At 40.2% G+C, this 21,334-nt stretch carries 23 protein-coding genes and 1 pseudogene; 5 read left to right on the plus strand and 19 right to left on the minus strand.

Features of this window, described 5'->3' with window-relative positions:
* Positions 1–5 precede the first annotated feature (5 nt).
* The 7 genes from ACYVBM_RS10590 to ACYVBM_RS10620 form a co-directional block, all read right to left on the minus strand.
* The gene (locus tag ACYVBM_RS10590; protein ID WP_460685624.1) at positions 6–830 is read right to left on the minus strand and encodes an RteC domain-containing protein; all 825 of its coding nucleotides are present in this window, start codon (positions 828–830) and stop codon (positions 6–8) included.
* A gap of 97 nt (positions 831–927) precedes the next feature.
* Positions 928–1,926, minus strand: a complete 999-nt coding sequence (locus tag ACYVBM_RS10595) for an aldo/keto reductase (RefSeq protein WP_460685625.1) — start codon at positions 1,924–1,926, stop codon at positions 928–930.
* Positions 1,927–1,939: 13 nt separating this feature from the next.
* Positions 1,940–2,227, minus strand: coding sequence for a putative quinol monooxygenase (locus ACYVBM_RS10600; RefSeq protein ID WP_460685626.1), 288 nt, complete (start codon positions 2,225–2,227; stop codon positions 1,940–1,942).
* 15 nt (positions 2,228–2,242) lie between these two features.
* Positions 2,243–2,653: a MauE/DoxX family redox-associated membrane protein gene (locus tag ACYVBM_RS10605; RefSeq protein ID WP_460685627.1), complete on the minus strand. Its 411-nt coding sequence runs from the start codon at positions 2,651–2,653 to the stop codon at positions 2,243–2,245.
* Positions 2,654–2,658: 5 nt separating this feature from the next.
* Complete coding sequence (locus ACYVBM_RS10610; protein WP_460685628.1) at positions 2,659–3,558, minus strand: NAD-dependent epimerase/dehydratase family protein; 900 nt, start codon at positions 3,556–3,558, stop codon at positions 2,659–2,661.
* A gap of 36 nt (positions 3,559–3,594) precedes the next feature.
* Positions 3,595–3,984, minus strand: a complete 390-nt coding sequence (locus ACYVBM_RS10615) for a Dabb family protein (RefSeq protein ID WP_460685629.1) — start codon at positions 3,982–3,984, stop codon at positions 3,595–3,597.
* A gap of 19 nt (positions 3,985–4,003) precedes the next feature.
* Positions 4,004–5,011: a polysaccharide deacetylase family protein gene (locus ACYVBM_RS10620; protein WP_460685630.1), complete on the minus strand. Its 1,008-nt coding sequence runs from the start codon at positions 5,009–5,011 to the stop codon at positions 4,004–4,006.
* Between the two features lie 115 nt (positions 5,012–5,126).
* Here ACYVBM_RS10620 and ACYVBM_RS10625 point away from each other — a divergent pair, with 115 nt between their 5' ends.
* On the plus strand, positions 5,127–6,038 hold the full coding sequence (locus tag ACYVBM_RS10625) for a LysR family transcriptional regulator (protein WP_460685631.1): 912 nt from the start codon (positions 5,127–5,129) through the stop codon (positions 6,036–6,038).
* Between the two features lie 79 nt (positions 6,039–6,117).
* Here the strand turns inward: ACYVBM_RS10625 and ACYVBM_RS10630 are convergent, their stop codons facing one another.
* The 11 genes from ACYVBM_RS10630 to ACYVBM_RS10680 form a co-directional block, all read right to left on the minus strand.
* Positions 6,118–7,086 (minus strand): nuclear transport factor 2 family protein, encoded by a 969-nt coding sequence (locus ACYVBM_RS10630; RefSeq protein ID WP_460685632.1) that lies wholly within the window; start codon positions 7,084–7,086, stop codon positions 6,118–6,120.
* A 44-nt stretch (positions 7,087–7,130) separates the two neighbouring features.
* Positions 7,131–7,709: a TetR/AcrR family transcriptional regulator gene (locus tag ACYVBM_RS10635; RefSeq protein ID WP_460685633.1), complete on the minus strand. Its 579-nt coding sequence runs from the start codon at positions 7,707–7,709 to the stop codon at positions 7,131–7,133.
* Positions 7,710–7,915: 206 nt separating this feature from the next.
* A complete protein-coding gene (locus ACYVBM_RS10640) occupies positions 7,916–8,248 on the minus strand; it encodes a RidA family protein (protein WP_460685634.1) in 333 nt (110 codons plus the stop codon).
* Positions 8,249–8,412: 164 nt separating this feature from the next.
* Positions 8,413–9,207 carry a DUF6597 domain-containing transcriptional factor gene (locus tag ACYVBM_RS10645; RefSeq protein WP_460685635.1) on the minus strand — a complete coding sequence of 265 codons (795 nt, stop codon included), beginning with the start codon at positions 9,205–9,207 and terminating at the stop codon, positions 8,413–8,415.
* 126 nt (positions 9,208–9,333) lie between these two features.
* Positions 9,334–9,744, minus strand: a complete 411-nt coding sequence (locus ACYVBM_RS10650; RefSeq protein ID WP_460685636.1) for a DUF1348 family protein — start codon at positions 9,742–9,744, stop codon at positions 9,334–9,336.
* Between the two features lie 11 nt (positions 9,745–9,755).
* Positions 9,756–10,280: a TetR/AcrR family transcriptional regulator gene (locus ACYVBM_RS10655; RefSeq protein WP_460685637.1), complete on the minus strand. Its 525-nt coding sequence runs from the start codon at positions 10,278–10,280 to the stop codon at positions 9,756–9,758.
* Between the two features lie 378 nt (positions 10,281–10,658).
* Entirely contained in the window at positions 10,659–11,390 is a 732-nt protein-coding gene (gene ubiE / locus ACYVBM_RS10660; protein WP_460685638.1) for a bifunctional demethylmenaquinone methyltransferase/2-methoxy-6-polyprenyl-1,4-benzoquinol methylase UbiE, read from the minus strand.
* Between the two features lie 363 nt (positions 11,391–11,753).
* Positions 11,754–12,290: a glycosyl-4,4'-diaponeurosporenoate acyltransferase CrtO family protein gene (locus tag ACYVBM_RS10665; protein WP_460685639.1), complete on the minus strand. Its 537-nt coding sequence runs from the start codon at positions 12,288–12,290 to the stop codon at positions 11,754–11,756.
* A 3-nt stretch (positions 12,291–12,293) separates the two neighbouring features.
* Positions 12,294–12,716: a hypothetical protein gene (locus ACYVBM_RS10670; protein WP_460685640.1), complete on the minus strand. Its 423-nt coding sequence runs from the start codon at positions 12,714–12,716 to the stop codon at positions 12,294–12,296.
* Positions 12,717–13,018: 302 nt separating this feature from the next.
* On the minus strand, positions 13,019–13,441 hold the full coding sequence (locus ACYVBM_RS10675; protein WP_460685641.1) for an SRPBCC family protein: 423 nt from the start codon (positions 13,439–13,441) through the stop codon (positions 13,019–13,021).
* A 370-nt stretch (positions 13,442–13,811) separates the two neighbouring features.
* Entirely contained in the window at positions 13,812–14,285 is a 474-nt protein-coding gene (locus tag ACYVBM_RS10680) for a hypothetical protein (RefSeq protein ID WP_460685642.1), read from the minus strand.
* A gap of 594 nt (positions 14,286–14,879) precedes the next feature.
* Between ACYVBM_RS10680 and ACYVBM_RS10685 the strand changes: the two are divergent.
* The 4 genes and pseudogenes from ACYVBM_RS10685 to ACYVBM_RS10700 form a co-directional block, all read left to right on the plus strand.
* Positions 14,880–15,089 (plus strand): annotated as a pseudogene (locus tag ACYVBM_RS10685) (DUF3606 domain-containing protein); the annotation flags it as partial.
* Positions 15,090–15,112: 23 nt separating this feature from the next.
* Positions 15,113–17,836 (plus strand): DNA ligase D, encoded by a 2,724-nt coding sequence (gene ligD / locus ACYVBM_RS10690; protein WP_460685643.1) that lies wholly within the window; start codon positions 15,113–15,115, stop codon positions 17,834–17,836.
* A 98-nt stretch (positions 17,837–17,934) separates the two neighbouring features.
* Entirely contained in the window at positions 17,935–18,306 is a 372-nt protein-coding gene (locus tag ACYVBM_RS10695; RefSeq protein ID WP_460685644.1) for a nuclear transport factor 2 family protein, read from the plus strand.
* Positions 18,307–18,707: 401 nt separating this feature from the next.
* On the plus strand, positions 18,708–18,908 hold the full coding sequence (locus tag ACYVBM_RS10700; protein WP_460685645.1) for a CsbD family protein: 201 nt from the start codon (positions 18,708–18,710) through the stop codon (positions 18,906–18,908).
* 123 nt (positions 18,909–19,031) lie between these two features.
* Here ACYVBM_RS10700 and ACYVBM_RS10705 read toward each other — a convergent pair whose 3' ends face one another.
* Positions 19,032–21,158 carry a catalase gene (locus tag ACYVBM_RS10705; protein WP_460685646.1) on the minus strand — a complete coding sequence of 709 codons (2,127 nt, stop codon included), beginning with the start codon at positions 21,156–21,158 and terminating at the stop codon, positions 19,032–19,034.
* Positions 21,159–21,334 lie beyond the last annotated feature (176 nt).

The raw sequence follows: 21,334 nt of genomic DNA on the forward strand, positions 1-21,334 counted from the left end.
TTCCTCTATCCGTCCTGCTCATCCATTTTCCTGATAAGCCCCTCCCGGAGCGCATCGAGGAATTTGGTTGGGTTCATCTTCCGGGTTCGCAATTCCAAATAGGTTTGGTAAAAATTGCCCAAGTCAATATTAAAAGTGCTTTCAAAACACTTGGCTATTGCCCTTATGTCGCTGTTGCCGTTGTCAAAAACACCCTGATAATGCAACGCATAAATCAGTTCTATCATGGCGGCTTTGCTGCCCGCCCATTTCAACTTATGCAGGTCTAAGGATTTATTTACTTGTGTTGTGCTGTAAAGCTGGTCTTCGAGATAGACTTGTATCAGGTCATTGGCAATAATCTTTGCCACCTTATAATCGTGTGAAGTAGAAAAGCTATGGTCGGCTTCAAAATAAAAGGTGTCAAGACTTAGCTTAATATCGTGCTTACCCCGAACAAACAGCTTCTCATCAAGAAAAGAATTGTTGGTGCGGTAATATTTATAAAATTCAAGGTTGTTGTCAAAGAACCTTTTTAGTTTTTTCAATTCTACATTAAGGTATCTTTTCAGGGCTTTCGTTTCATTTGGCTTCTTCGTTTCTATTTTATAGATAGCATTGTAGTAAATGAGTTTGGAAACAATAGCAGGCTTTTGATATTTAAAAAAGCGGATTTCTTCATGGTTATTTTTAAACCCTCTTTTGAGGACATAGGCTTTTACTTCGGACAAGCATTCTACAATCAGGTGTATAACAACCTCTATCCGATGTAAGGAGTAATCGGCTTCAATTTCCAACTCGTTGATGGTTGTTTCCAGTTTGTGTAGCGTTTCATTATAAAATTTATCCATCCGGTTGATTTGAAATGGTTGTAAATAAAAAAGCCTAAATAATGTTCTATTTAAGCATAAGAATAATATTTAGACTTTCCGATAGCCCTGTAACGATTTACCTGTCCCCAACCCAATGCGGATAAATCAGCGTTGGGGCTGTAATGGTATTCAATTCTGCAAGATGTTCTGCCGATAAAGACCAGCCGACACTATCCAAATTTTCTATCAGTTGTTGTTCGTTCCTCGCACCGATGACAATATTGGAAACGGTATCTTGCTGTACCAACCAGTTGATGGCAACCTGCGAAATGGTCTTGCCCGTTTCGCTGGCTATCTGCTCCAAAGCATCCACAACCGTATATAGAAATTCATCATCAACAGGTGGAGAGCCAACGGCTCCGCCCGATTGTATCCGCCCCTCGGCAAGCGGTTGGTTTCTCTTTATCTTTCCGGTCAGCCTGCCCCAACCGAGCGGGCTCCACACCATTAAGCCCATATCCTGGTCTTTTATCAAAGGCATCAACTCCTGTTCATAATCACGCCCGATTAAGGAGTAGTAACCCTGATAAATGACATATTTCTCCAGATTGTGTTTTTCGGAAACGGACAACGATTTCATCAGTTGCCACGCAGCAAAATTGGAACAGCCAATGTACCTTACCTTTCCGCTTGTTACCAAGCTATCCAATGTCCGCAAGGTTTCTTCAATGGGTGTATGGCTATCGAAACCGTGCATAAAGTACACATCAATATAATCCGTACCCAAACGTTTCAAACTGTCATGGATGGCATTTTGGATGTGAAAACGTGATGAACCTTTTTCGTTCACTCCATCGCCCATTGTGTATGTGCCTTTGGTAGCTATGATTGTTTTATCACGTCTTCCTTTTAGAGCCTGTCCAAGCACTTCTTCAGAAGCACCCTGCGAATACACGTTTGCCGTGTCAAAGAAATTGATGCCCCTGTCCAAACAGATGTCAATCAACCGTGAGGCTTCCTTTACATTGGTTTGCCCCCAACGCTGGAAGAACTCATTTGTACCTCCGAATGTGCCTGTGCCTAAACTTAAAACAGGAACTTGCAATCCTGAATTACCTAATTTTCTGTATTCCATTTTATTAATGTTTTTAAATCGTTTCTGTTATATAAATAGTGGGTTGCTCCTGCAATTTCTCGTTTACTATTTCCCCGAAGGCTTTAATGTGGGGTTGTTCGTTGTGCAGGGCAAAACCTCTTTCATTTTCCCATATTTCGTGGAAAATAAAAATGTTCGGGCTTTCCGTGCTTTGGTGCAAATCATATTGCAAACACGCAGTTTCTTTCTTTGATTGTACGACCAGATTTTTTAGAACACGCTTCATTTCCTCTGTGTGTTCGGGGTTGCTTTTGATAATAGCTGTTAAATTGATTTTCATTTTTTCTTATTTTAATTATTGTTGGCTGTCTTGTGAAAGTTTACCATCAAGCGAATATTTGTTGTAGGGCAGAAACAGCAAAATGCCGAGCAAAAAAAGCCCGTGGAATAGCTGGACGGGAACGGCACTCCAATTTTGCTGCATGGATGAGCCGAATATTAAAGCCAGCATAATGACCAATCCCGCTATCGTTGCCCATTTGGTTTTAGCCCCAACCAACAAAAGCAATCCTACCGCTAATTCCAAAATCGGCAGGGCTATCATAAACGGATGCACCAATGCCTCCGGCAACAAGGTGTCCTCAAAGCCTTTGGTCATTTTTTCTGCGAATGCCGCAAGGTCAAAAACCCGTACAAAACCGTGTCCGAACATGCTCATGCCAATGAGCAACCGGGCGAATAGATATGTTAAATACTGATTTACCATCGTGTTTATTTTTTCTGTAATGCTATCCAATCCTGTAACGAAACGGCATCAGGTTTCCACCCTAACAGATTTCGGGCGTGAACGGCTCTTACACGGCTGTTTGAACCCAACGCATATTTTGCCCAATCGCCTAATTCTGCCAATGCTTCATCTGCATTCCACGACATCACTTTTCCGTCAAATCCCAATGCCTGACTTACATAACCTGCAATTTCCTTGTAAGAAGCCTCGCCATTTTCGGCATAGAAATAGGAAGCGGTCGGGGCTTTTTCCAAAGCAAGCGAATAGAGTGTTACCAAATCTGCTATATGCACATTAGACCACTTGTTTACACCTTTGCCCACGTAAACACCTGCGTTCATTTCTTTTGATTTTCTGAAAACAACAGGCAATTGGTCACTCTCAACCTCCAATCCCAAAGAGTTGCCGTATATCATGGATGGAACGATAATAATACCCCGTATTTCTTTGGTGATACCTGCTATCCGTATATCGTTGTTGATGTTTACCCGCTCTTGCCGTACATCCATTGGAACAAACAATGTTTCTTCATCGAATACCTGTGGGTTTTCAGTTTCACCCATTACGTCATCACCCACCACACTTGAACCCGAAGTGTGTATGAACGTTTTTCCTGTTCCGGTTAAAGCACCGATAAACGTGTCAACTGCGAAACGATGGTCTGAATTGGCTGTATGGATTACCGCATCCGTTTCCTGTGCGTACCCGGTAAGCAACTCCCGGTCTTCCAATGTTCCGATTACGGGAACGATGCCCAATGCCTTGACATCATCTGTCTTGCCCTTATCCCTTACCAAGCCGAAAACCTCATGCCCCTGCTTTATCAAATGGGTAGCAACCGAACTACCGATATAGCCTGTTGCTCCTGTGAGAAATATTTTCATCTTTTTTGTTTTTAAATTAATCTTTATAGCGACGTGTTATTTTTGCTGGTAGTCCAGTACCAAAATATCTTCCAGTACTGGCTTGATATATGTTGCTATCAACTGTTTGTGGTATTCCGATACATTAAAGTCTTCCAATGATTTCCTGTTCTTGAACACCGCTACTTCCGCATGGGTAAAACCTTTTGCCCTGCCCGTGAAGTCCTCGCCGAAAGAAATCTCCAGTAGTCCGGGTATAGTGCCTTTCTGTTTCAGTATTTCATCTTTAAGGCTCTGTACCTGTTCCGTGGTTGTTCCCTCTTTGAATTTGAACAACACGATATGGACGGCTTTTTCTTTGCCAGTATTCTTTATGTTCTGTCCGTTTACCGGAATAGCCATGCTGCCAAAGAGCAGGACAAATAATGTGATGATGATATGCTTCATGTTTCCTGATTTTTAAGGGTTATAGATTTGTATTGCCTGCAAGACCGCTTTTTTCGGCAACATCACGCTTTACAAGTGGTGTGATGTCGGGCGTAGCCAAAGCGTGTTTGGCAAGCTCGCCTTTGGTGGCATACCATACGCCATCGTGCTGTGCCACGTATTTTAGGAAACGTTCTATCACACGCACACGTGAGGCATGACCGGAAATACGGTCGTGGAAGCTAATGAGCATCATGCGCCTGCGGGTAGCCGCTTCTTCATACAGTTGGTCAAACTCATCCTTTAATTGTTGTTCATAGTCGGCAGGCGAAAAACCGGGGAAGTCATACGAACCGATGTCGTTCATGTGTATGGTATAGGGCATGGTCACAAATGGCTTTCCGTTCAACTGCTGTATGTATGGCTCATCACGGCTCAAATCGTTGTTATGGTAGATAAAGCCCAATTCTTGGAGCAGGCTCAACGTATGTACGCTTCCACGCATCCAGTAACAGTCATAACCCAATGGCGTTACGCCCGTTGCCTTTTCGATGGACTGCTTCACGCTTCGTATCCATTCCCGTTCTTCGTCTTTCGATAAATGGTATTGCCATGCCCATTCTTTGCCATGAGCGGCAGGCTCATGTCCACGGCGTACAATTTCACGGGCTAATTCGGGGTTGTTGTCCACCGCTTTGCCAACCATGAACGATGTTGCCTTGACACCGTATTTGTCGAATAAATCCAGTAACCTCGGAAGCCCCTCCTGTACGCCGTAATCGAAATAGGAATTGGTGGCTAAGTCAGGGTAGCCTTTTTTGATGGGTTCGGGTATCAATCCACCTGCTCCCGAAATGGGTTGTCCGCCTGCTTCAAATTGCAGGGCTATGGAAATGGCTAATCTTGCTCCGTTCGGCCAAAAGCCTTTTGCTGAAACGGATGCCTGTTCTCCTGTTATTGTTTCTTTGGCTGTTGCTCCAACCCATGCAGGGATTGCCAATGCGGATGCACCTAAAGAGGTCTTTGTAATGAAATCTCGTCTATCCATTGTATTTTATTATTAAGTTATTATCAGATAAATGAATGATAATGCAAATTTCTATCACAATTATTTATTATACAAATAACTTAAATTGCACCTTTGTATCACAAAACTGATAGATATGCAATGGAACTTAGAATGGCTTAGGACTTTCAGAGCCATATACGAAACAGGCACATTGTCTGCCGCAGCACAGGAGTTGTTTATCTCGCAACCGGGCGTAAGCCTGCACCTCAATTCGCTGGAAGCCTATGCGGGATATAAGTTGTTTGACCGTTCGCCACGGAAAATGGTTCCTACCGAAAAGGGCAAGATACTTTACAACTTCATCCTCGAACCGCTCAAAAAACTGGAAAGTGCCGAACAGCATTTCCATCGCCGTTCGCAACCGGAGCGGGCAACCATCAGCGTAGGAATGTGCTTTGAAACGTTCCAATATACATTGGAAGAACACGTGGCAAGCCTGCCGTTTAACCTGATTATCAAATTCGGACTTTATCCGCAGATGCAGGTGGATTTGGATAGCGGTTTGCTGGATATGATTGTCACGCCGCAAAAGGGCAACCAGCAAAACCTCGTTTACGAACCGTTTTCCAAAGAAAGGATAGTGCTGATTGCCGGAAGCAATACGGATATTTCCGAACTGACACCATTATTGGAAGATGGTAATATTGCAGGGGCAGGGGATTTTCTCAAACAACAGCTATGGTACAGCACGGCAGGCGATATGGAACACCTGAAAAATTTTTGGTCAAGGAATTTTAATGAGCATCCCGATTTCAGCCCCAACTATATTGTACCCAATATCAGTTCTATTATCCGCTGTTTGAGCGATAACGAGGGCTTTTCTGTTGTACCGGATTTTCTTTGCCATGAAGCATTGGATGCCGGAAAAATCAAACTGGTATGGCAGGGCAACCAACCGTGGGAAAACACGCTCTACTTTGGCACAAGGAAAAACACCATGTACCAAAATGAGTTAGCGCAATTAAAAAAGCTGTTTATGGAAAAGTGGGACGTGGAAATGGTGTAATTCTTACACCATTTCTAAGTTTATCAAACAAAGTTACCGATACGCTTTTTCTCTATCTCGGTTAATTAGCCTGTTTCCGCTACTTCATTTCTTCATTTAATCTGTAACTATCTTCCAGAAAATGGTATTTCACTATTTTGCCGTTGCGAACCTTAAAAATATTTACAAATTGGGCGTTAAATACTTTATCATATTTTAGTATGACCGATGACAATTGTCCTACTGCCACAGCATTTTCTCCGTTTATAGCGATAAATTCCACGCCAAATTTTTCGGATTTTATATTCTGATACAGAACTTTGAAATAGTCTTCAACTTCTTTCTTTGTACTTCGCTTTCCTGTCCATGGAAATTTTTCCCTATTTCCCGGTAGATCAAAGTCAACCTTATCGGCAAACAGTTCTGCCATACTTCGCTGTTTTTTACCCGATTGGATTTCGTAAAACTCTTCAACGATTTTTTGTGTTTGAATTTCAATGTTTTTCTGTTCGGTTTCTTTTAGGTTCTGAATGTCATTTTTTAACAACGTCACAACTTCTGTATCCATGCCCGCGTGGTCTGGGTCAACATAACAGTACATTCTCTTTATTCGGTTACCTTCAAATTCAAACACTGTACAAAATTTTCCAAATGACACTTCATTATCGGGAAAGGTAGAACCTGTATATATCGCTCCTTTTTCCACTCCCTCGACAACAACGATATTGTCCGTTACTATAAAGTTGAATTTGTCCAACTCAAAAGTGAGGTTGTTAAATAACTTCCTTACCTGTTCACCGAATTTCTTTACACCTGCCTTGCCCTCGGCGAATCCGAATTTTGGATAGAATACTTTTACATCTTCTGTAAACAGGTCATAATAACTGTCATCATTGAAATTTCCACTATTGATTTTTTCGTAATAAGAATGAGCAACCAGTCGTTGTACTTCTTGTTGAGGATTGTTTACCATAATTACTTCTTTTCTGTTTTTTGTGAATTGTTGTGCATACGCTCCATTTGCCATAATCATTGCACACGTTAAAATTATCTTTAATTGCTTTCTCATAAATTTTATTTTGTAGTGAACGATACAGAATATTGCAAAAAAAATTATGCTTTCATTGAGTTTAGCATAAAATCAACCATCTGTTCTACTTCCTTGTTGTTTCCCGATAGGATATAATGCTTGTGAAATCCGCTAAAAGACGAAAGGATAAATCTTGCAACCACTTCGGGTACAACATCGCCTTTAATCTCTTTTGCCATTTTTGCTTTTTCTATAAGGTCTTTGAATATTCCCTCTAAAACTTTGGCATTAGTGGTAATCAATTTGCTTACCTCTTTATCACTATCCCCCAATTCAAAGATTGTACGGATTATAAGGCAGTTTTTTTTATCCTTTATTGTCTGTTTCACCACATCATGTACAACATGGAAAAGTACTGTGAACGGTGAACCGTCATGTTTGACCGCACCTTGATATTGGGCTGTTTTCATTTGGGCATAATTACCGAGGCATTCAAGAAAAAGTTTATGTTTGTTCCCATAGGCATTATAAATACTGGTAATGCTGAGTTGCATTACATGCTCAATGTCTTTCATGGAAGTTGCATGATAACCTTTTTCCCAAAATAGGTTACGCACTATTTCCAGCTTTTTATTGTAATCAAATCCTTTGTTTCTCGGCATATCGTTGACAAAGATAGTATTTTGTAGCAATCACTACAAAAAAATTCCGACGTATTTATTCATTATATTTTTATCAGAAAAAACCAGAAACGCTAAAATTAACTTAGAATGAGTAGTTTACAAGGCGGGCTATCATTGTTTCGAAGCCCAAATTTCAATCTCGATTTTAAGTTCTGCAAGACCTAATCCTTTTACATAGGCGATGGTCATTGAGGGATACGTTTGCATAAATAAATTTTCCCATTTTGTATATAGGAATCCCAATCAATATCTTCCGTAGCCCAAATATTTACTTTTATTATATCATCGGGGGTTAGATTTTGACTTTCCAAAATCTGCTCAATATTTTTAAATGTGTTATGCACCTGCTCATTTAAAGATTCGGGGATATTTCCGTTATTATCTACCCCGATTTGACCAGAAAAGGTATATAAATCTGAATTTTTGGGAATGACAGTGACGTGTGAATACTTTCCAACCGGGGCTGATATACTCTTAGGATTTAATCTAACGACTTTTAGAATGTTGTCTTTGCTCATTTTGCTCTTGTTTATCTGTACAATAATTAAATAAATACGCTAAGTATTTGGTATATCCCGATCAAGGATATACCAAAGCCATGCTTTTGATTTAAGCACAAAATTATCCACGGTAAAATCTGTGAGATAGTAAAAAACCGACAGGTATAAAAAAAGATGGTTAACTAATCATTCCACAATGGGAAATTTGCTAAGTATTCACGCGTGTTAAGTACAAAATTTGTAGGGTTAGTTCCTGTAAACTCTTTAAATTCCTTAATGTAATGCGACTGATCGAAATAACCAGCCATATAGGCGAGTTCTGTAAAATTCTTAAAGTCAGTCTGACGTAATGTATTTAAACCCGATTGAAACCTGATAATCCTTGAAAACATTTTAGGCGATATTCCAACATATTGCTTTATCATCCTTTCCAAAGAACGTTCCGACACATTCATTTCTACCTGGATTTCTTTCAGTGTCTTGCCATTTTGCAATAGCGCTGATGCAAATTCTGCTTTTCTATTATTGTACCTAATCTGCTGAATTAGGTTAAGGAAAAAATGGGTGATAATATCTATCTTTTCATTTACAGATATGGCATTAACAAGTTTTTCAAGAATAGGCTCGTCAAGAATGTGTTCTAAGGAAACATTTTGATTATTTAATTCAAATGCTTCTATATTGAAAAGTGTTTTTAACGCAGTCGGTTGCAAATATACCCCCATAATTTTGAAGGCCCCTGTAACTTTATGTTCAGTATATTTTGTTGATTGTCCATACAGGAACAATTGAGGCATAGCCTTACCCGCTTTATCAAAAAACAGATTTGGCTCGTTTTGGAAAATCAATGCAGGTAGACCATCGGGAATGATTTTAAACCTTTTTTGTGTATTATCATCAGTAAAATCTTCCAATACCCAAAAGTACCGTATATAGTCCTGTAACGGTTTGATTGGAATAATTTGTTGATAATACATTGTTTTATTTTAAAAGTATTAAGAAATGAGTTTTTTTATAAGCAATTCAAGCACTATAAATCGGAGTCCCTTTCCGTCCTGTCCGTCCGTATGTTATCTGTTTTCCGTTAGCGGGAGACTAGTATTCTATAAATACCTGTCTCCCTGATTTATTTCGAGGTCGTTAATACTTGCGTATCGCTTTTTCATTAAACCGTTCTCATCAAACTCCCAATTTTCGTTACCGTAGGCTCTGAACCATTTGCCCTCTTTGGTTCTGTACTCGTATTCAAACCTAACGGCAATTCTGTTGTCGGTATGCGCCCAATATTCTTTTCTAAGTTTGTAATCCAATTCTTTTTCCCATTTCTCGGTCAAAAATCTCACAATTTCTTCCCGACCATTGATAAACAGGTTTCGATTGCGCCATTTACTATCAACGGTATAAGCCATTGATACCCTTTCGGGATTTTTGGTATTCCAAGCATCTTCCGCCATTTGGATTTTTTGTTTTGCAGTCTCCAAAGTAAATGGAGGTAAAGGATGTTTCTGTTCCATAGTTGTAAAACTTAAATTAAACTGTTCAAGATTTTTTTTGATTTCTCGACCAACTCATTTGATTTAAAGAGTTGGCTCTCTATAATTGAACTTTCAAATAACAGGTAGATATGAGCGGATAACAATTCCTCTCCGAGTTCTTTTTCAAAGAATTTTCTAAGGTCGTTTTTGTGTGCCTGTATCACAGAAAGTATCTTTTCCTGCTCGCTTGATATTTCCGACAGGATGTTCAAAAAACTGCACCCTCTAAAGTGTTCCTTTTCGTTCATATAAATGATGAAATCAAAAGCGGTCAATATTCTTTTCTTGGTGCTTTTCGATTTTGATACGTATGTCATCAATTCTAAAAACCAATATTTATGTCTTGCATTCAGAAACGCAACACATAGGTCGTCTTTTGATTTAAAGTGTTGGTAAAAACTCGCTTTGGCAACATTGGCTTCACTGATAATCTGATTAATTCCAGTGCTGTTATAGCCATGTTGGTGGAACAGTAGTGAAGCGGTATCAATAATTCTCTCTCTTGGTGTATTCATGTCTATATCGTTTATAAAACAAATGTATAGAATTAAAAATAAACAGACAAGTCTGTCTGTTTATTTTTTTAGAATACCTATTATTTTAGCCGTTACCCCTCCTGCTGTATCAAATGCTGTAAATCGGGGTCATTCTTAATGCGCTCCATTTCATTTTAAAAAATGTTCACGACATCCAGCTTTATCTGTTTGCAATTGCTCTCGATTTCCTACTTCATATTATCCGCTCCGTTTTCATCGGGGCTTATCCGAAGAGAGGTCGGGTGGATTTGTTTGACATTGTTTTAAAACCACAACGACCAAGATGTTAATCCTGGTCATTGATGGTCAAAAAAAATATTGTTGTCTTTCCCGTTTCTGTGGTTCTTCTTTTTCTATCTATTTTTTTGCGTAATAAATAGTAGAAGCACCGAAAAATTGAGGGTATACTGCTACACTTTTGAAACCTGCGCTTTGAATGATTTCTTTTAATTCCGTTCCGTATGGAAAGTTGATTGCAGAATTTGATAAATATTTATAGGCGTTTTTATCTCTCGAAAATAGTTTTGCTACAAAAGGCATTATCAGTCTTGTGTAAAACAAATAAATAGCTTTAAATATTTTGTTTTTAGGCTGTGAGGTTTCAAGAATAACCAAAACACCATTTTCATCTAAAACCCTATATATCTCTGAAAGTCCATTTGATAAATTTTCAAAGTTCCTGATACCATACGTTACGGACACAGCTTCGAACGTATTATCCTGAAATTTTAAATCTTCCGAGTTCTGTATTTCTGTTGTAATTCTGTCCTGCAAATTTAGTTTCAATATTTTTTCATTGGCTACATCTAACATACCCTTTGAAATATCTACGCCAACGATATTTTTTGCATTTGTTTTTGAAAACAGGATTGCCATATCTCCCGTACCTGTTGCAATATCTAAGATGTTTTTTGGGTTTTTCTCTATCAAAAGTTTTAAAACATTATTTCGCCATTTTTTATCCATTCCGAACGTTATTAGTCGGTTTAGGAAGTCATAGTTTTTGGAAATGTTGTTAAACATTTTTTCAATCTGCTCGTGTTTTCCTTTGTTGGAATTTTGATAGGGTATAATTACCTGTGTATTCATTTTTATTCTATTTAATAGGAAAAGCGATAAAGTTAAAATTTGCTTTTAATAACAATAAACTAATAAATAATAATCGAAATAAGAAGGGTCGTTGTCGTGTACGATTATAACAGGGTAAGATGTTACGCTTAACTAGACGGAAGTGCCTTGAGTAGTTGTTAATTTGGGAACGTATGTCTTGGTCATAAAATAGTTGTTCTTTTATAATTTATTACGGATTGTTGTCATTATCGTTTTACTCAACAATGTCTACATAGTAGTAAAAGGATCCATCTTCATGTGGTGCAATCCTGAGAATCTGACCTTTTCAGCCCACCACCTAATGAGGCAGGCCGCAGCAAAATATAAGCCTGTAATTTTATCTTAGTCATTAAATAGTTTTTTTATTCTAAGTTTATTATACTGTTGCAATAATATGGGGCAGAAATTATACAATGTATTAGCAATTGATATCAATATCCCGAATTTTACATAACCGTAGGCAAAACAATATAATGTAGTTAGTAGGAAAAAAGTGAGGCAGATCCAATGATATCTTTCATACATCGCAATGGTTTTTGTGTAGGTCCGAAAGTGTTTTTTCCCTTTTGCATTGGCAATGCCCTTAGTATGATTCAACGAATTGACGGCATCTCCGTTTTGAACAAATTTCCTAATAAATTTTACTCCAAGCCGCTCGTAGAAATTTCTTTGCGAACTAAATGTCAAAAGGTTTAATATACTTCTGGGAAGTAGGCCGATAATTAGTGCAATCCCAAGAAATAAACGAAAATATATGTTATTGATACCTTCCTTGAACCAAAACCAGAATATGGGCACCAAACAAAGTATGGACCAGAAAAAATTAATTGCCTGATTAAATATATCACGTTTCTGTATCGCCATCACTAATTTTATCATCGTTTACAGTGTTATAGGTTCAAGCAACCATTTGTTGTCACGGGTTGCGAACTCGGTAAACGTCACGGCTCTTACTTTTTTAAGTTTCTCCAGGTAATATGCTACGTTATGTCCTTTAATTTCCTGTCTTGCTTTGTTACCAAAACCAAGAGCAGTATCCCACTCATTCTTTTCTTCCTGGGTTAATTGACGATTAAAAAATGTCGCTGCCTGATAACCAACTTCAGCGGCTGCGGCACGTGATAATAGCGACCCGATAGAATTGGTATCTTCGTCTTCGAAATAATCGATTTCCGAAACAGATAATTTCGAAATAGTTGAAATCGTACCATGTCGTACATAGTTAAGCATTGAAACAAGATGTGAAATCTGTTCAGCACAGTCTGGAATTTTCCCAATTAAATATAAATTACTTTTGTCTGTCATTCGTTGTCTACGAATTTATGATTGCTATTTTATGTGCCTTCAGCGGTGGTGATTTTACTGTATTCCGATTAGCTGTTTTCCATTGTTGTGCTCACGCATCAACCCTAAAATATGCCACAATTGCTGATAATATAAAAACGATAATTAACATCGGCAGCATTTACCGGCACTTCTCAACATATCAGCAAATATTGATGTATCTCTCATGGATACTGGAGGTGCGCTATTGTATTTCATCTGATCAGACCAGCCAGTTTTCTTAGGACCTGCTTTACAATACGCAGCCCCAGGTCTTCGTTCACTTATTCAATAAGTTTTTTTAACCCGTCTATGACCACGCCCCAGTTCTCGGCAGAATGTTTTGCTTTTTCTTCATCATAGTTGGATTGCGTAATCATTAACTCTGTTCCCCCTTCAGTTGGGGTTACTTCATAAGAAACCAAAAGATAATTTTCGGGCTTATCGTCCAATCCACTCCAGCTGCTCAAATAACTGTACGAAAGTTTCTTGTTTGGCAAATACTCTAAAACCACGCCTTTGTCTACGTAGGCGGTTCCTCCATATTCACCGGTCCACAAGATTTTACTTCCAACATTCCAATCCGTTTCCTGGTTCGAGCCGAAGAAATATTGCTTTACAATTTCTGGATGGGTTAATGCATCCCATACTTTGTCAATTGGTGCTTTAATAATTGTCTGATACTTTGATTGATGATCTGTTTGCATAGAGATTTTGTTTTAATCTGTTTTAGTGTGGTTAGTTACAATGACCGCTAACTTGCAGATTAGCGAGGTATATCTATTTTTAAATGTATGTAAGGGTTGGTATACGATTTATTTTTCAAAAATCAAATTGATTGGACAGGGTAATATATTTTATTAACGAGACATTACATTTCGGACTACTTTTATTTTCATATCAGCTTAAGCAGCTGCGCTAATTTAATCATTTCAGAATAATAATAGCCCAATCTTTACCTTTTTTGCTGCTGCACCCAGCAGGAGGCCTGTCAATGAGCTCCTGTTTTTTCAATACCCGATTTTGACTTTTTGATGGTTATAAGATGAATAATAAAAAATGCAAACCTGATAGCCATTATTTCTTCAGAACAATCACTCTGCCCTTTAAGTTATGTTCTTGCTGATTCCCATTAACAATGATTTTGTCGAAAATATATGCTGGACACCCTGAAGTTCTGTCTTGCTTCATTAAATAGTCAATCGTATATTCCATCATGCCATCGATGTAACCCTTTATGATTCCGCTTTTTTGTCCCGAACCAATTGCAATTAAAAAATTCTTCTGCCCGGATGATGATGTTTCAATATTGGTTTTTACAGGCACTGTCATATCATCTATAAGGAATAATATCTGATCTGAGGTGTAATGGGGCGTATTGGGAAAAAACAGGTTTTCTCCACTGTTTTTATCAACTACGTTGAAACGTAAAGTATCTGCTTTAATAAAGGGCAGGCAATTTTCACCTGTATTTGCTTTTTTGCAGGACCGGAGAATAAATAAAAAAGCAGTACAAAGAGTAATAGTCTTAAAGATGGTAGTAAATTTCATAACGCTTAAATATTTTTATATAAATACGTTGATATTATAGGAAGCGCAACATTTTATCACTAATATAAACTCAGTAGGACACTCAGTTTTGCATATATCCCACATATTCAGATTGTTGTAATATCAATAATGGTATAGGCGGTAACAAATTCCAGGTGGCGAAAATTTACTCCCCTAATGAAACCGGTGATGAACGGCAGGCCGATCTGTTAACCATTCAACGGGATCTGGGAGTGAGATTAATGCAATTTCATATTGGGCATAATAAAATATAAAGCCCATAAAAAACAGAAGGCTTAACAAGAGGCGAGAAAAACAATTATTAAAAATTGATTCATCCGTTGTACCCTAATAATACAGAGATTATTATTTTTAGTAATAAAGGCGTTCTTTATAGCAGCTGATTTTAAGTTGTGCTCCCTGTTATTTACAGGGAGTTTTATTTATAACCTCTTTGGCTGTCACTTATTAAGTAGCATGCTTTTTGCAAAATCTTTTAATATTCATCTTATTTCTAAAACATAAGGTTATGGCAGATGACAAAAACAAAAAAGACCGGCGCGACCGTGATCGGGTCGCGGTAACGAGGCGTATGAAATAGACTACCTGGCAGGAGCGCTGAATGTTACCAAAGAGGCCGTGAAGCAGGCAATAGAAAAGGTAGGTAACGAACAATCCGGGATTACGGAATATTTAAGGCGAAAGAATCCTGACGGGGCGCATATTGACATAAAAGCGTTGGATATTGACAAGCCTGCAAAGAATGGCATAGGGAAAATATGCCCCATAGTGAATTTTGATTGACCGTGTTTTTAACCCACCTAATTATGAGCTTATCAGCCTACAAGCAGAAAAGATCACCAGGCAAGACTCCTGAGCCCTTTGGCGGAAAGTCTGCCGGTACCCAACTTCATTTTGTTATCCAGAAACATGCAGCATCGCACCTGCATTACGATTTCCGCCTGGAAATGGGCGGCGTATTGAAAAGCTGGGCCGTACCAAAGGGCCCGTCGCTCGATCCGGGTATAAAGCGCCTGGCGATGATGGTAGAAGATCACCCTTTTGACTACAGGAATTTTGAAGGGATCATACCGGTGGGACAATATGGTGGCGGCACCGTGATGGTATGGGATGAGGGTACCTATGAACCGGCGGAGATAAAGGAAAAAGACAGGAAAGCACAGGAAAAATCATTGTTGCACCAGCTCTATTCAGGGAAATTAAAATTTACGCTTCACGGCAAAAAGCTGAAAGGAATGTTTGCACTGGTTAAAGCTGCCGCCCGTGGCGAAAACGGCTGGTTGCTGATGAAGCTTGACGATAAGTATGCCGGTAAAGAAGACATTACTTTAAAGGATAAGTCGGTAAGATCGAAAAAAACCATTGAGCAGATTGCCCATTCTGCTACAAATATATATTCCTCATCAGCAAAAAAGAAGGGTCGAAGTACGGGAGCGGTAAAAACAGCAAAAAAAGCAGCAACCATCCCTGAACCGGTAAAAAAGATAAAGAAAAAGATAGCGCCCATAGCGGACAGCACAAAGCCGGCGGGCAGCAGGCTAAAAAGGCTGCTGGATAAAGCAACGGAACAAGCCTTTTATACATCGGTGAAGCCGATGCTGGCAACACTTGTTGATAAACCATTCGATGATGAAGGCTGGCTCTATGAGATTAAATGGGACGGGTACCGCGCCGTTTCATTCATGAATAACAATAAGATAGAGCTTAAATCGCGAAACGATAAATCCTTCAATGATAAATACTACCCGGTGCATGAAGCGTTAAAAGACTGGCCAGTTGACGCGATTGTAGATGGAGAAATTGTTGTAGTAAAGGAGAATGGCCATGCTGATTTTGCTTCGCTGCAAAACTGGAGAAGTGAAGCCGATGGCACGTTGCTGTATTATCTTTTCGACATTCTTTGGTACAATGGATATAACGTTACACATTTGCCGCTTACCAACAGGAAGGCCATACTGAAGGAGTTATTACCTGCCGATTCGATAATTAAGGCCAGCGATGATTTCGAAACTTCGGGCATCGAGTTTCTGGAAGCCGCTAGGAAAATGGGCCTCGAAGGCATTATGGCCAAAAGGAAAGACAGTAAATATTTGACTGGCGGCCGAAGCAGGGAATGGTTGAAGATCAAGGCCAACAAGCGGCAGGAAGTGGTTATTGGCGGTTATACCAATAACGTAGACAGTAGTAAGCCTTTTAGCTCGTTGTTGGTGGGCGTGTTTGAAAAAGGTAAATTTATCTATACCGGTAAAATAGGCACTGGCTTTAACATACAACAGCAAAAGGGCATGCTGAAGCAATTTCAACCGCTTATTACCCAGAAACCAGCCTTTAGCGAAGAACCGGATGTCAATAAGCCCAGCCGTTTCAGACCTAATCCACCCAAAGCTGAAGCCACATGGTTAAAGCCTCAATTGATCTGCGAAGTAAGCTACGCTGAAATGACCACTGATGGCGTGATGCGTCATCCCTCATTCGAAGGTATGCGGAACGATAAAAAAGCTAAAGAAGTGGTTCTTGAAAAAGAAATCGCCACCGAAAAAGTGCTGGAGAGTCAGAGCAGCGAAGCGATTGTTCAGCCGGTTAAGAAGGGAGACCGAAAGACGCTTTTAAATCCAAAAGATAAAACCCAGGTACGCAAGGTGGGCGGCCATGAGCTAAGGTTTACCAACCTTGACAAAATATTCTGGCCAAAGGAAAAATATACTAAGCGCGACCTTATAAATTATTACTACCAGGTAGCTTCTTATATCCTGCCTTATCTTAAAGACCGCCCCCAATCAATGAACCGTTTTCCCGACGGAATAACAGGAGAAGGTTTTTACTTCAAAGATGTAACGGGGAAAGCCCCTGATTGGGTACATACTTTTCTCTACCATAGCGATGCCGATAATAAGGACAGGAATTATCTCGTTGGTTACGATGAAGCAACGCTGCTGTATATGGCCAACTTAGGTTGTATTGAAATGAATCCCTGGAGCAGCACTATCAAAAAGCCCGATTACCCTACATTTTGCATAATAGACCTGGATCCCGGCGGTAAAACCTCTTTTGAACAGGTGATAGAAGCGGCACAGGTAACCAGGCAGGTGCTTGAAGATATGGGTGTAGTTTCATACCCCAAAACAAGCGGATCAACAGGCATGCACATTTATATTCCGCTGGGTAATAAGTACACCTATGAACAGTCGAAGGAATTGGCCAGGGTGATAGTTATGCTGGTTCATCAGCAAATTCCTAAATACACTTCAATCAAAAGAACAGTAAAGGCAAGGAAGGGACTGATGTATCTCGACTTTTTACAAAACCGGCCTCATGCTACGATAGCAGCCCCTTATTCGGTAAGGCCAAAACCGGGCGCTACGGTTTCGATGCCGCTCCATTGGGACGAGGTAAAAAAGGGTTTAAAAATGGCTGATTTTACAATGCGCAACGCTGTTGAACGGATAAAAGCTGAAGGCGACCTGTTTAAACCGGTGCTGGGTAAAGGAATTGACCTTAAAAAAGTGATTCAGGCAATAGAAGCACAATAACCGCACAAGCCTGCTTACCGGAGCTGAACATGTTTGCTACTTTATATCTGGACAATGTTTGAAATAAACACAATATGTATCAATAACAAAAAAACATTATGGAAACTAACATTCTCGATCTGGAAAAGAAATACTGGCAGGCAATGGAAAGCCGGGATTTTGAAACGGTAAAAAGCCTTACCCGCTTTCCCTGCATTACAGCCGGCAGAGATGGCGTTAAAAATGTGGATGCCGATACTTTTAAAAAAATGTTTGATGCGGGCAAGAGCAGGCAAATGAAAGTGCTGGACATCTCCAAGGAGGAAATACAGGTAATAAATGATGCCGCAATTATTGCTTACCATATCCAGCTGGAATTTAATGTGGATGGTCAGCCATCTTTCTTTGAGTGCGTCTGTACCTCAACGTGGGTAAACGCTAATAACGATTGGCTATGCGCAATGCATACCGAATCTGATTTAAGTAGATAATATTTTTATTGGTTGGCGATGCGACAACTATAAGTATAATTGAGAATGAAATTAAGAGCCGATTTGATATTATTTTTCATCAAGTCTCTTGTTTTTGATATTGCTTATTTTTAAAATATTCTGTAATGTAATTTATGGCCTGAAATTTGAAATTGTACTCATGCAGGAAGTTTTAGAGCGTATGCTGTTTACGCAGGTAGTGAGCCGATGGGCTCCGCTACACGCGAATAAATAGAATTGTATCATTATCTGTAAATCAGCTACCACATAAAGCCAAATGCAAAGCAAGTACTAAAAAGGCAGCGTATAGATACTTTTAAACATTGCTTAGTGCCATATCCGGGCGCATTACCTGTATTTTTAATCCATCATATTTTTTAATCTTAAAAACTTAAAGAGTTATGAGCACAGTAAATGATAAGATCAAAGGGAACTGGAACATTGTTAAAGGAAACCTGAAGCAAAAATGGGCGGACCTGACAGATGATGATTTACTTTATGAAGAAGGTAAAGAAGATGAGCTGATCGGCAGAGTGCAAAAGAAAACCGGTGAAACAAAGGAAAATATTAATGAGTTCATCGACAAACTGAAATTTGATTAATAACTTTTAAACAAAAACAAAAAGGCCTCCAGCATAACACTGGAGGCTTTTTATTGGTAAAAACTAATTTAGTGGTCAGTGGATAAGAACAGTTTTATAATGATTGGATTTAAATTATCGAACTTATGCGGGTACTTTTCTGGCCATTTCCCTTTCCCAAAAGCGGTGCTGGCCTACCTCATCCAGGAACCGTTTAATATTACCATCAGTAACAATGCCTTCACCCTTGTCGCAATAAGTTCTTTCTATAAAATCGGCGGCATCTTTGTCTGCACCTATTGCTTTGCAATGGCGGAACTGTTCATTTACAAAATGAATGGCGTCAGGATCTGTCATCAAAGCTTTAACCGCCCCTTCACCGCCGGGTATATACACTGCGTCAAAAAGTACTGAAGCGGTATTGAATAATGTTTCTTGTGGTTGCAATTGCTTGCCATCGGCGGTGGTTACAGCGCCCAGCGTTGGAGCGATCAGCTTTATTTTGGCTCCTTTTGCCGTAGCTGCCTTTTGTAATTCCATAATGGTTGCTGTATTCGCTCCATTGGCGACCAGCACCGCTATGCAACGGGTGGCAATATTTCCCTTTTTAGAACCGGCCATGCTTAACGCAGGCGAATGCCCGATGTTCTGCTTTATTTTTAGCGGTGCATAGTCCCTCGGATCTCCGTCGGCAGGGATGGCACCATTTTCAACCGGCATCGCCTTTTTGGGCAATGGTAGTCCTAATTTACCTGCAACATATTTCGCCAGGTCCATATTAACATTCGTAAGGTTATTTACCATCCGTTCCCTGATGGCCGGGATGGTAACCTTAGACAGCTCAAAACTAAAAGCGTCTTTAATATGTTGTTGCTCGGGCTCACTTTGGCTGTTATAAAATAAGGCTGCCTGCCCGAAATGGTCGCGGAAGCTTTTGCTGCGCGCCCTGATCTTGCTGGCATCAATTCTTTCTGTATAAGAAGTAAAGCCGCCTTCGGCCGCTTTTGCCATATAGGGGCATCCCCCGCCGATGCTATTGGGTGAATAGCTGGATTTTCCCTTATTGATCTGCATTTGCATGTGCCCGTCCCGCTGGTTGTTGTAGATGGTGTTTACCGAACGGTTGATCGGGATCTGGTGGAAGTTCGGACCGCCCAGCCTTGACAGCTGTGTGTCCGTGTAAGAAAATAAACGGCCCTGCAGCAGCGGATCGTTGGTAAAATCTATGCCCGGCACCAGGTGCGCGGGACTGAACATTACCTGCTCGGTTTCTGCAAAGAAATTATCTGGGTTTCGGTTCAGGGTCATTTTCCCGATCATCTGTACGGGCACCAGCTCTTCCGGCACCAGCTTGGTAGGGTCGAGCAGATCGAACGCATATTTATGCTCATCCTTTTCGGGAATGATCTGCACACCCAGCTCCCATTCCGGGTAATTTCCTTCTTCAATTGCTTCCCACAAATCCCTCCGGTGAAAATCGGGATCTTTCCCCGAAATTTTCTGAGCCTCGTCCCATGCTACTGAATGTACGCCCAATATGGGCTTCCAGTGAAACTTTACAAAGCTTCCCTGCCCTTTATCGTTAATCAGGCGGAAGGTATGCACTCCAAAACCTTCCATCATGCGCAGGCTTCGGGGTATGGCCCTGTCGCTCATGGTCCACATTACCATGTGGGTGCTTTCGGGCATCAACGAAATAAAATCCCAAAATGTATCGTGCGCTGACGCGGCCTGCGGCATCTCATGATCCGGCTCCGGCTTTACCGAATGCACCAGGTCGGGAAACTTCATCGCATCCTGTATAAAGAAGATGGGGATATTGTTACCTACCAGGTCGTAATTGCCTTCGGTTGTATAAAACTTTACGGCAAACCCGCGCACATCCCGCGCCAGATCGGTAGAGCCACGCGATCCGGCTACTGTAGAAAACCTTACAAAAACGGGCGTTTCGCGACTGGTATCTGTAAGAAATGCTGCTTTTGTAAATTCCTTCAAAGACCGGGTGAGTTTAAACACTCCATGCGCACCACTGCCTCTTGCGTGAACGATCCTTTCAGGGATGCGCTCATGATCGAAATGGGTGATCTTTTCGCGCAGGATAAAATCTTCGAGCAGGGTTCCGCCACGCTCACCGGCTTTCAGGGAATTATGATCATCGTTGATCTTTAAACCCTGGTCGGTGGTCATTGCTTTATTGGCAGGGTCTGTTGTGTAAGCAGCCAGATCAGCGGCTTTTAAGTTTTTAGCTGGAGCAGATTTGGATTTAGCCATGGCAAGTATTTTTCGATTTTTATAAATGACACTATCATGACACTAAAACTATACCAAATTTAAAAGGCCAAAAAATAATTTCAAAGGGAGTAAAGCATTTTGGAATGCTAAAATTTGGGAGAGGCGGTTTTCTCAGGCTGCTAATCACTGCAACAAAGGCAACACGGCACGAGAAG

It is taken from the genome of Niabella aquatica (assembly GCF_054779315.1).

What these genes read in the sequence shown, in the direction of transcription:
- ACYVBM_RS10655 (WP_460685637.1), bottom strand. Translation starts at nt 10,280, where the DNA reads ATGAATACACCAAGAGAGAGAATTATTGATACCGCTTCACTACTGTTC.
- ACYVBM_RS10645 (WP_460685635.1), bottom strand. Translation starts at nt 9,207, where the DNA reads ATGTATTATCAACAAATTATTCCAATCAAACCGTTACAGGACTATATA.
- ACYVBM_RS10640 (WP_460685634.1), bottom strand. Translation starts at nt 8,248, where the DNA reads ATGAGCAAAGACAACATTCTAAAAGTCGTTAGATTAAATCCTAAGAGT.
- ACYVBM_RS10705 (WP_460685646.1), bottom strand. Translation starts at nt 21,158, where the DNA reads ATGGCTAAATCCAAATCTGCTCCAGCTAAAAACTTAAAAGCCGCTGAT.
- ACYVBM_RS10670 (WP_460685640.1), bottom strand. Translation starts at nt 12,716, where the DNA reads ATGACAGACAAAAGTAATTTATATTTAATTGGGAAAATTCCAGACTGT.
- ACYVBM_RS10600 (WP_460685626.1), bottom strand. Translation starts at nt 2,227, where the DNA reads ATGAAAATCAATTTAACAGCTATTATCAAAAGCAACCCCGAACACACA.
- ACYVBM_RS10620 (WP_460685630.1), bottom strand. Translation starts at nt 5,011, where the DNA reads ATGGATAGACGAGATTTCATTACAAAGACCTCTTTAGGTGCATCCGCA.
- ACYVBM_RS10675 (WP_460685641.1), bottom strand. Translation starts at nt 13,441, where the DNA reads ATGCAAACAGATCATCAATCAAAGTATCAGACAATTATTAAAGCACCA.
- ligD (WP_460685643.1), top strand. Translation starts at nt 15,113, where the DNA reads ATGAGCTTATCAGCCTACAAGCAGAAAAGATCACCAGGCAAGACTCCT.
- ACYVBM_RS10605 (WP_460685627.1), bottom strand. Translation starts at nt 2,653, where the DNA reads ATGGTAAATCAGTATTTAACATATCTATTCGCCCGGTTGCTCATTGGC.
- ACYVBM_RS10665 (WP_460685639.1), bottom strand. Translation starts at nt 12,290, where the DNA reads ATGATAAAATTAGTGATGGCGATACAGAAACGTGATATATTTAATCAG.
- ACYVBM_RS10700 (WP_460685645.1), top strand. Translation starts at nt 18,708, where the DNA reads ATGAGCACAGTAAATGATAAGATCAAAGGGAACTGGAACATTGTTAAA.
- ubiE (WP_460685638.1), bottom strand. Translation starts at nt 11,390, where the DNA reads ATGAATACACAGGTAATTATACCCTATCAAAATTCCAACAAAGGAAAA.
- ACYVBM_RS10615 (WP_460685629.1), bottom strand. Translation starts at nt 3,984, where the DNA reads ATGAAGCATATCATCATCACATTATTTGTCCTGCTCTTTGGCAGCATG.
- ACYVBM_RS10595 (WP_460685625.1), bottom strand. Translation starts at nt 1,926, where the DNA reads ATGGAATACAGAAAATTAGGTAATTCAGGATTGCAAGTTCCTGTTTTA.
- ACYVBM_RS10630 (WP_460685632.1), bottom strand. Translation starts at nt 7,086, where the DNA reads ATGAGAAAGCAATTAAAGATAATTTTAACGTGTGCAATGATTATGGCA.
- ACYVBM_RS10610 (WP_460685628.1), bottom strand. Translation starts at nt 3,558, where the DNA reads ATGAAAATATTTCTCACAGGAGCAACAGGCTATATCGGTAGTTCGGTT.
- ACYVBM_RS10635 (WP_460685633.1), bottom strand. Translation starts at nt 7,709, where the DNA reads ATGCCGAGAAACAAAGGATTTGATTACAATAAAAAGCTGGAAATAGTG.
- ACYVBM_RS10590 (WP_460685624.1), bottom strand. Translation starts at nt 830, where the DNA reads ATGGATAAATTTTATAATGAAACGCTACACAAACTGGAAACAACCATC.
- ACYVBM_RS10625 (WP_460685631.1), top strand. Translation starts at nt 5,127, where the DNA reads ATGCAATGGAACTTAGAATGGCTTAGGACTTTCAGAGCCATATACGAA.
- ACYVBM_RS10695 (WP_460685644.1), top strand. Translation starts at nt 17,935, where the DNA reads ATGGAAACTAACATTCTCGATCTGGAAAAGAAATACTGGCAGGCAATG.
- ACYVBM_RS10680 (WP_460685642.1), bottom strand. Translation starts at nt 14,285, where the DNA reads ATGAAATTTACTACCATCTTTAAGACTATTACTCTTTGTACTGCTTTT.
- ACYVBM_RS10650 (WP_460685636.1), bottom strand. Translation starts at nt 9,744, where the DNA reads ATGGAACAGAAACATCCTTTACCTCCATTTACTTTGGAGACTGCAAAA.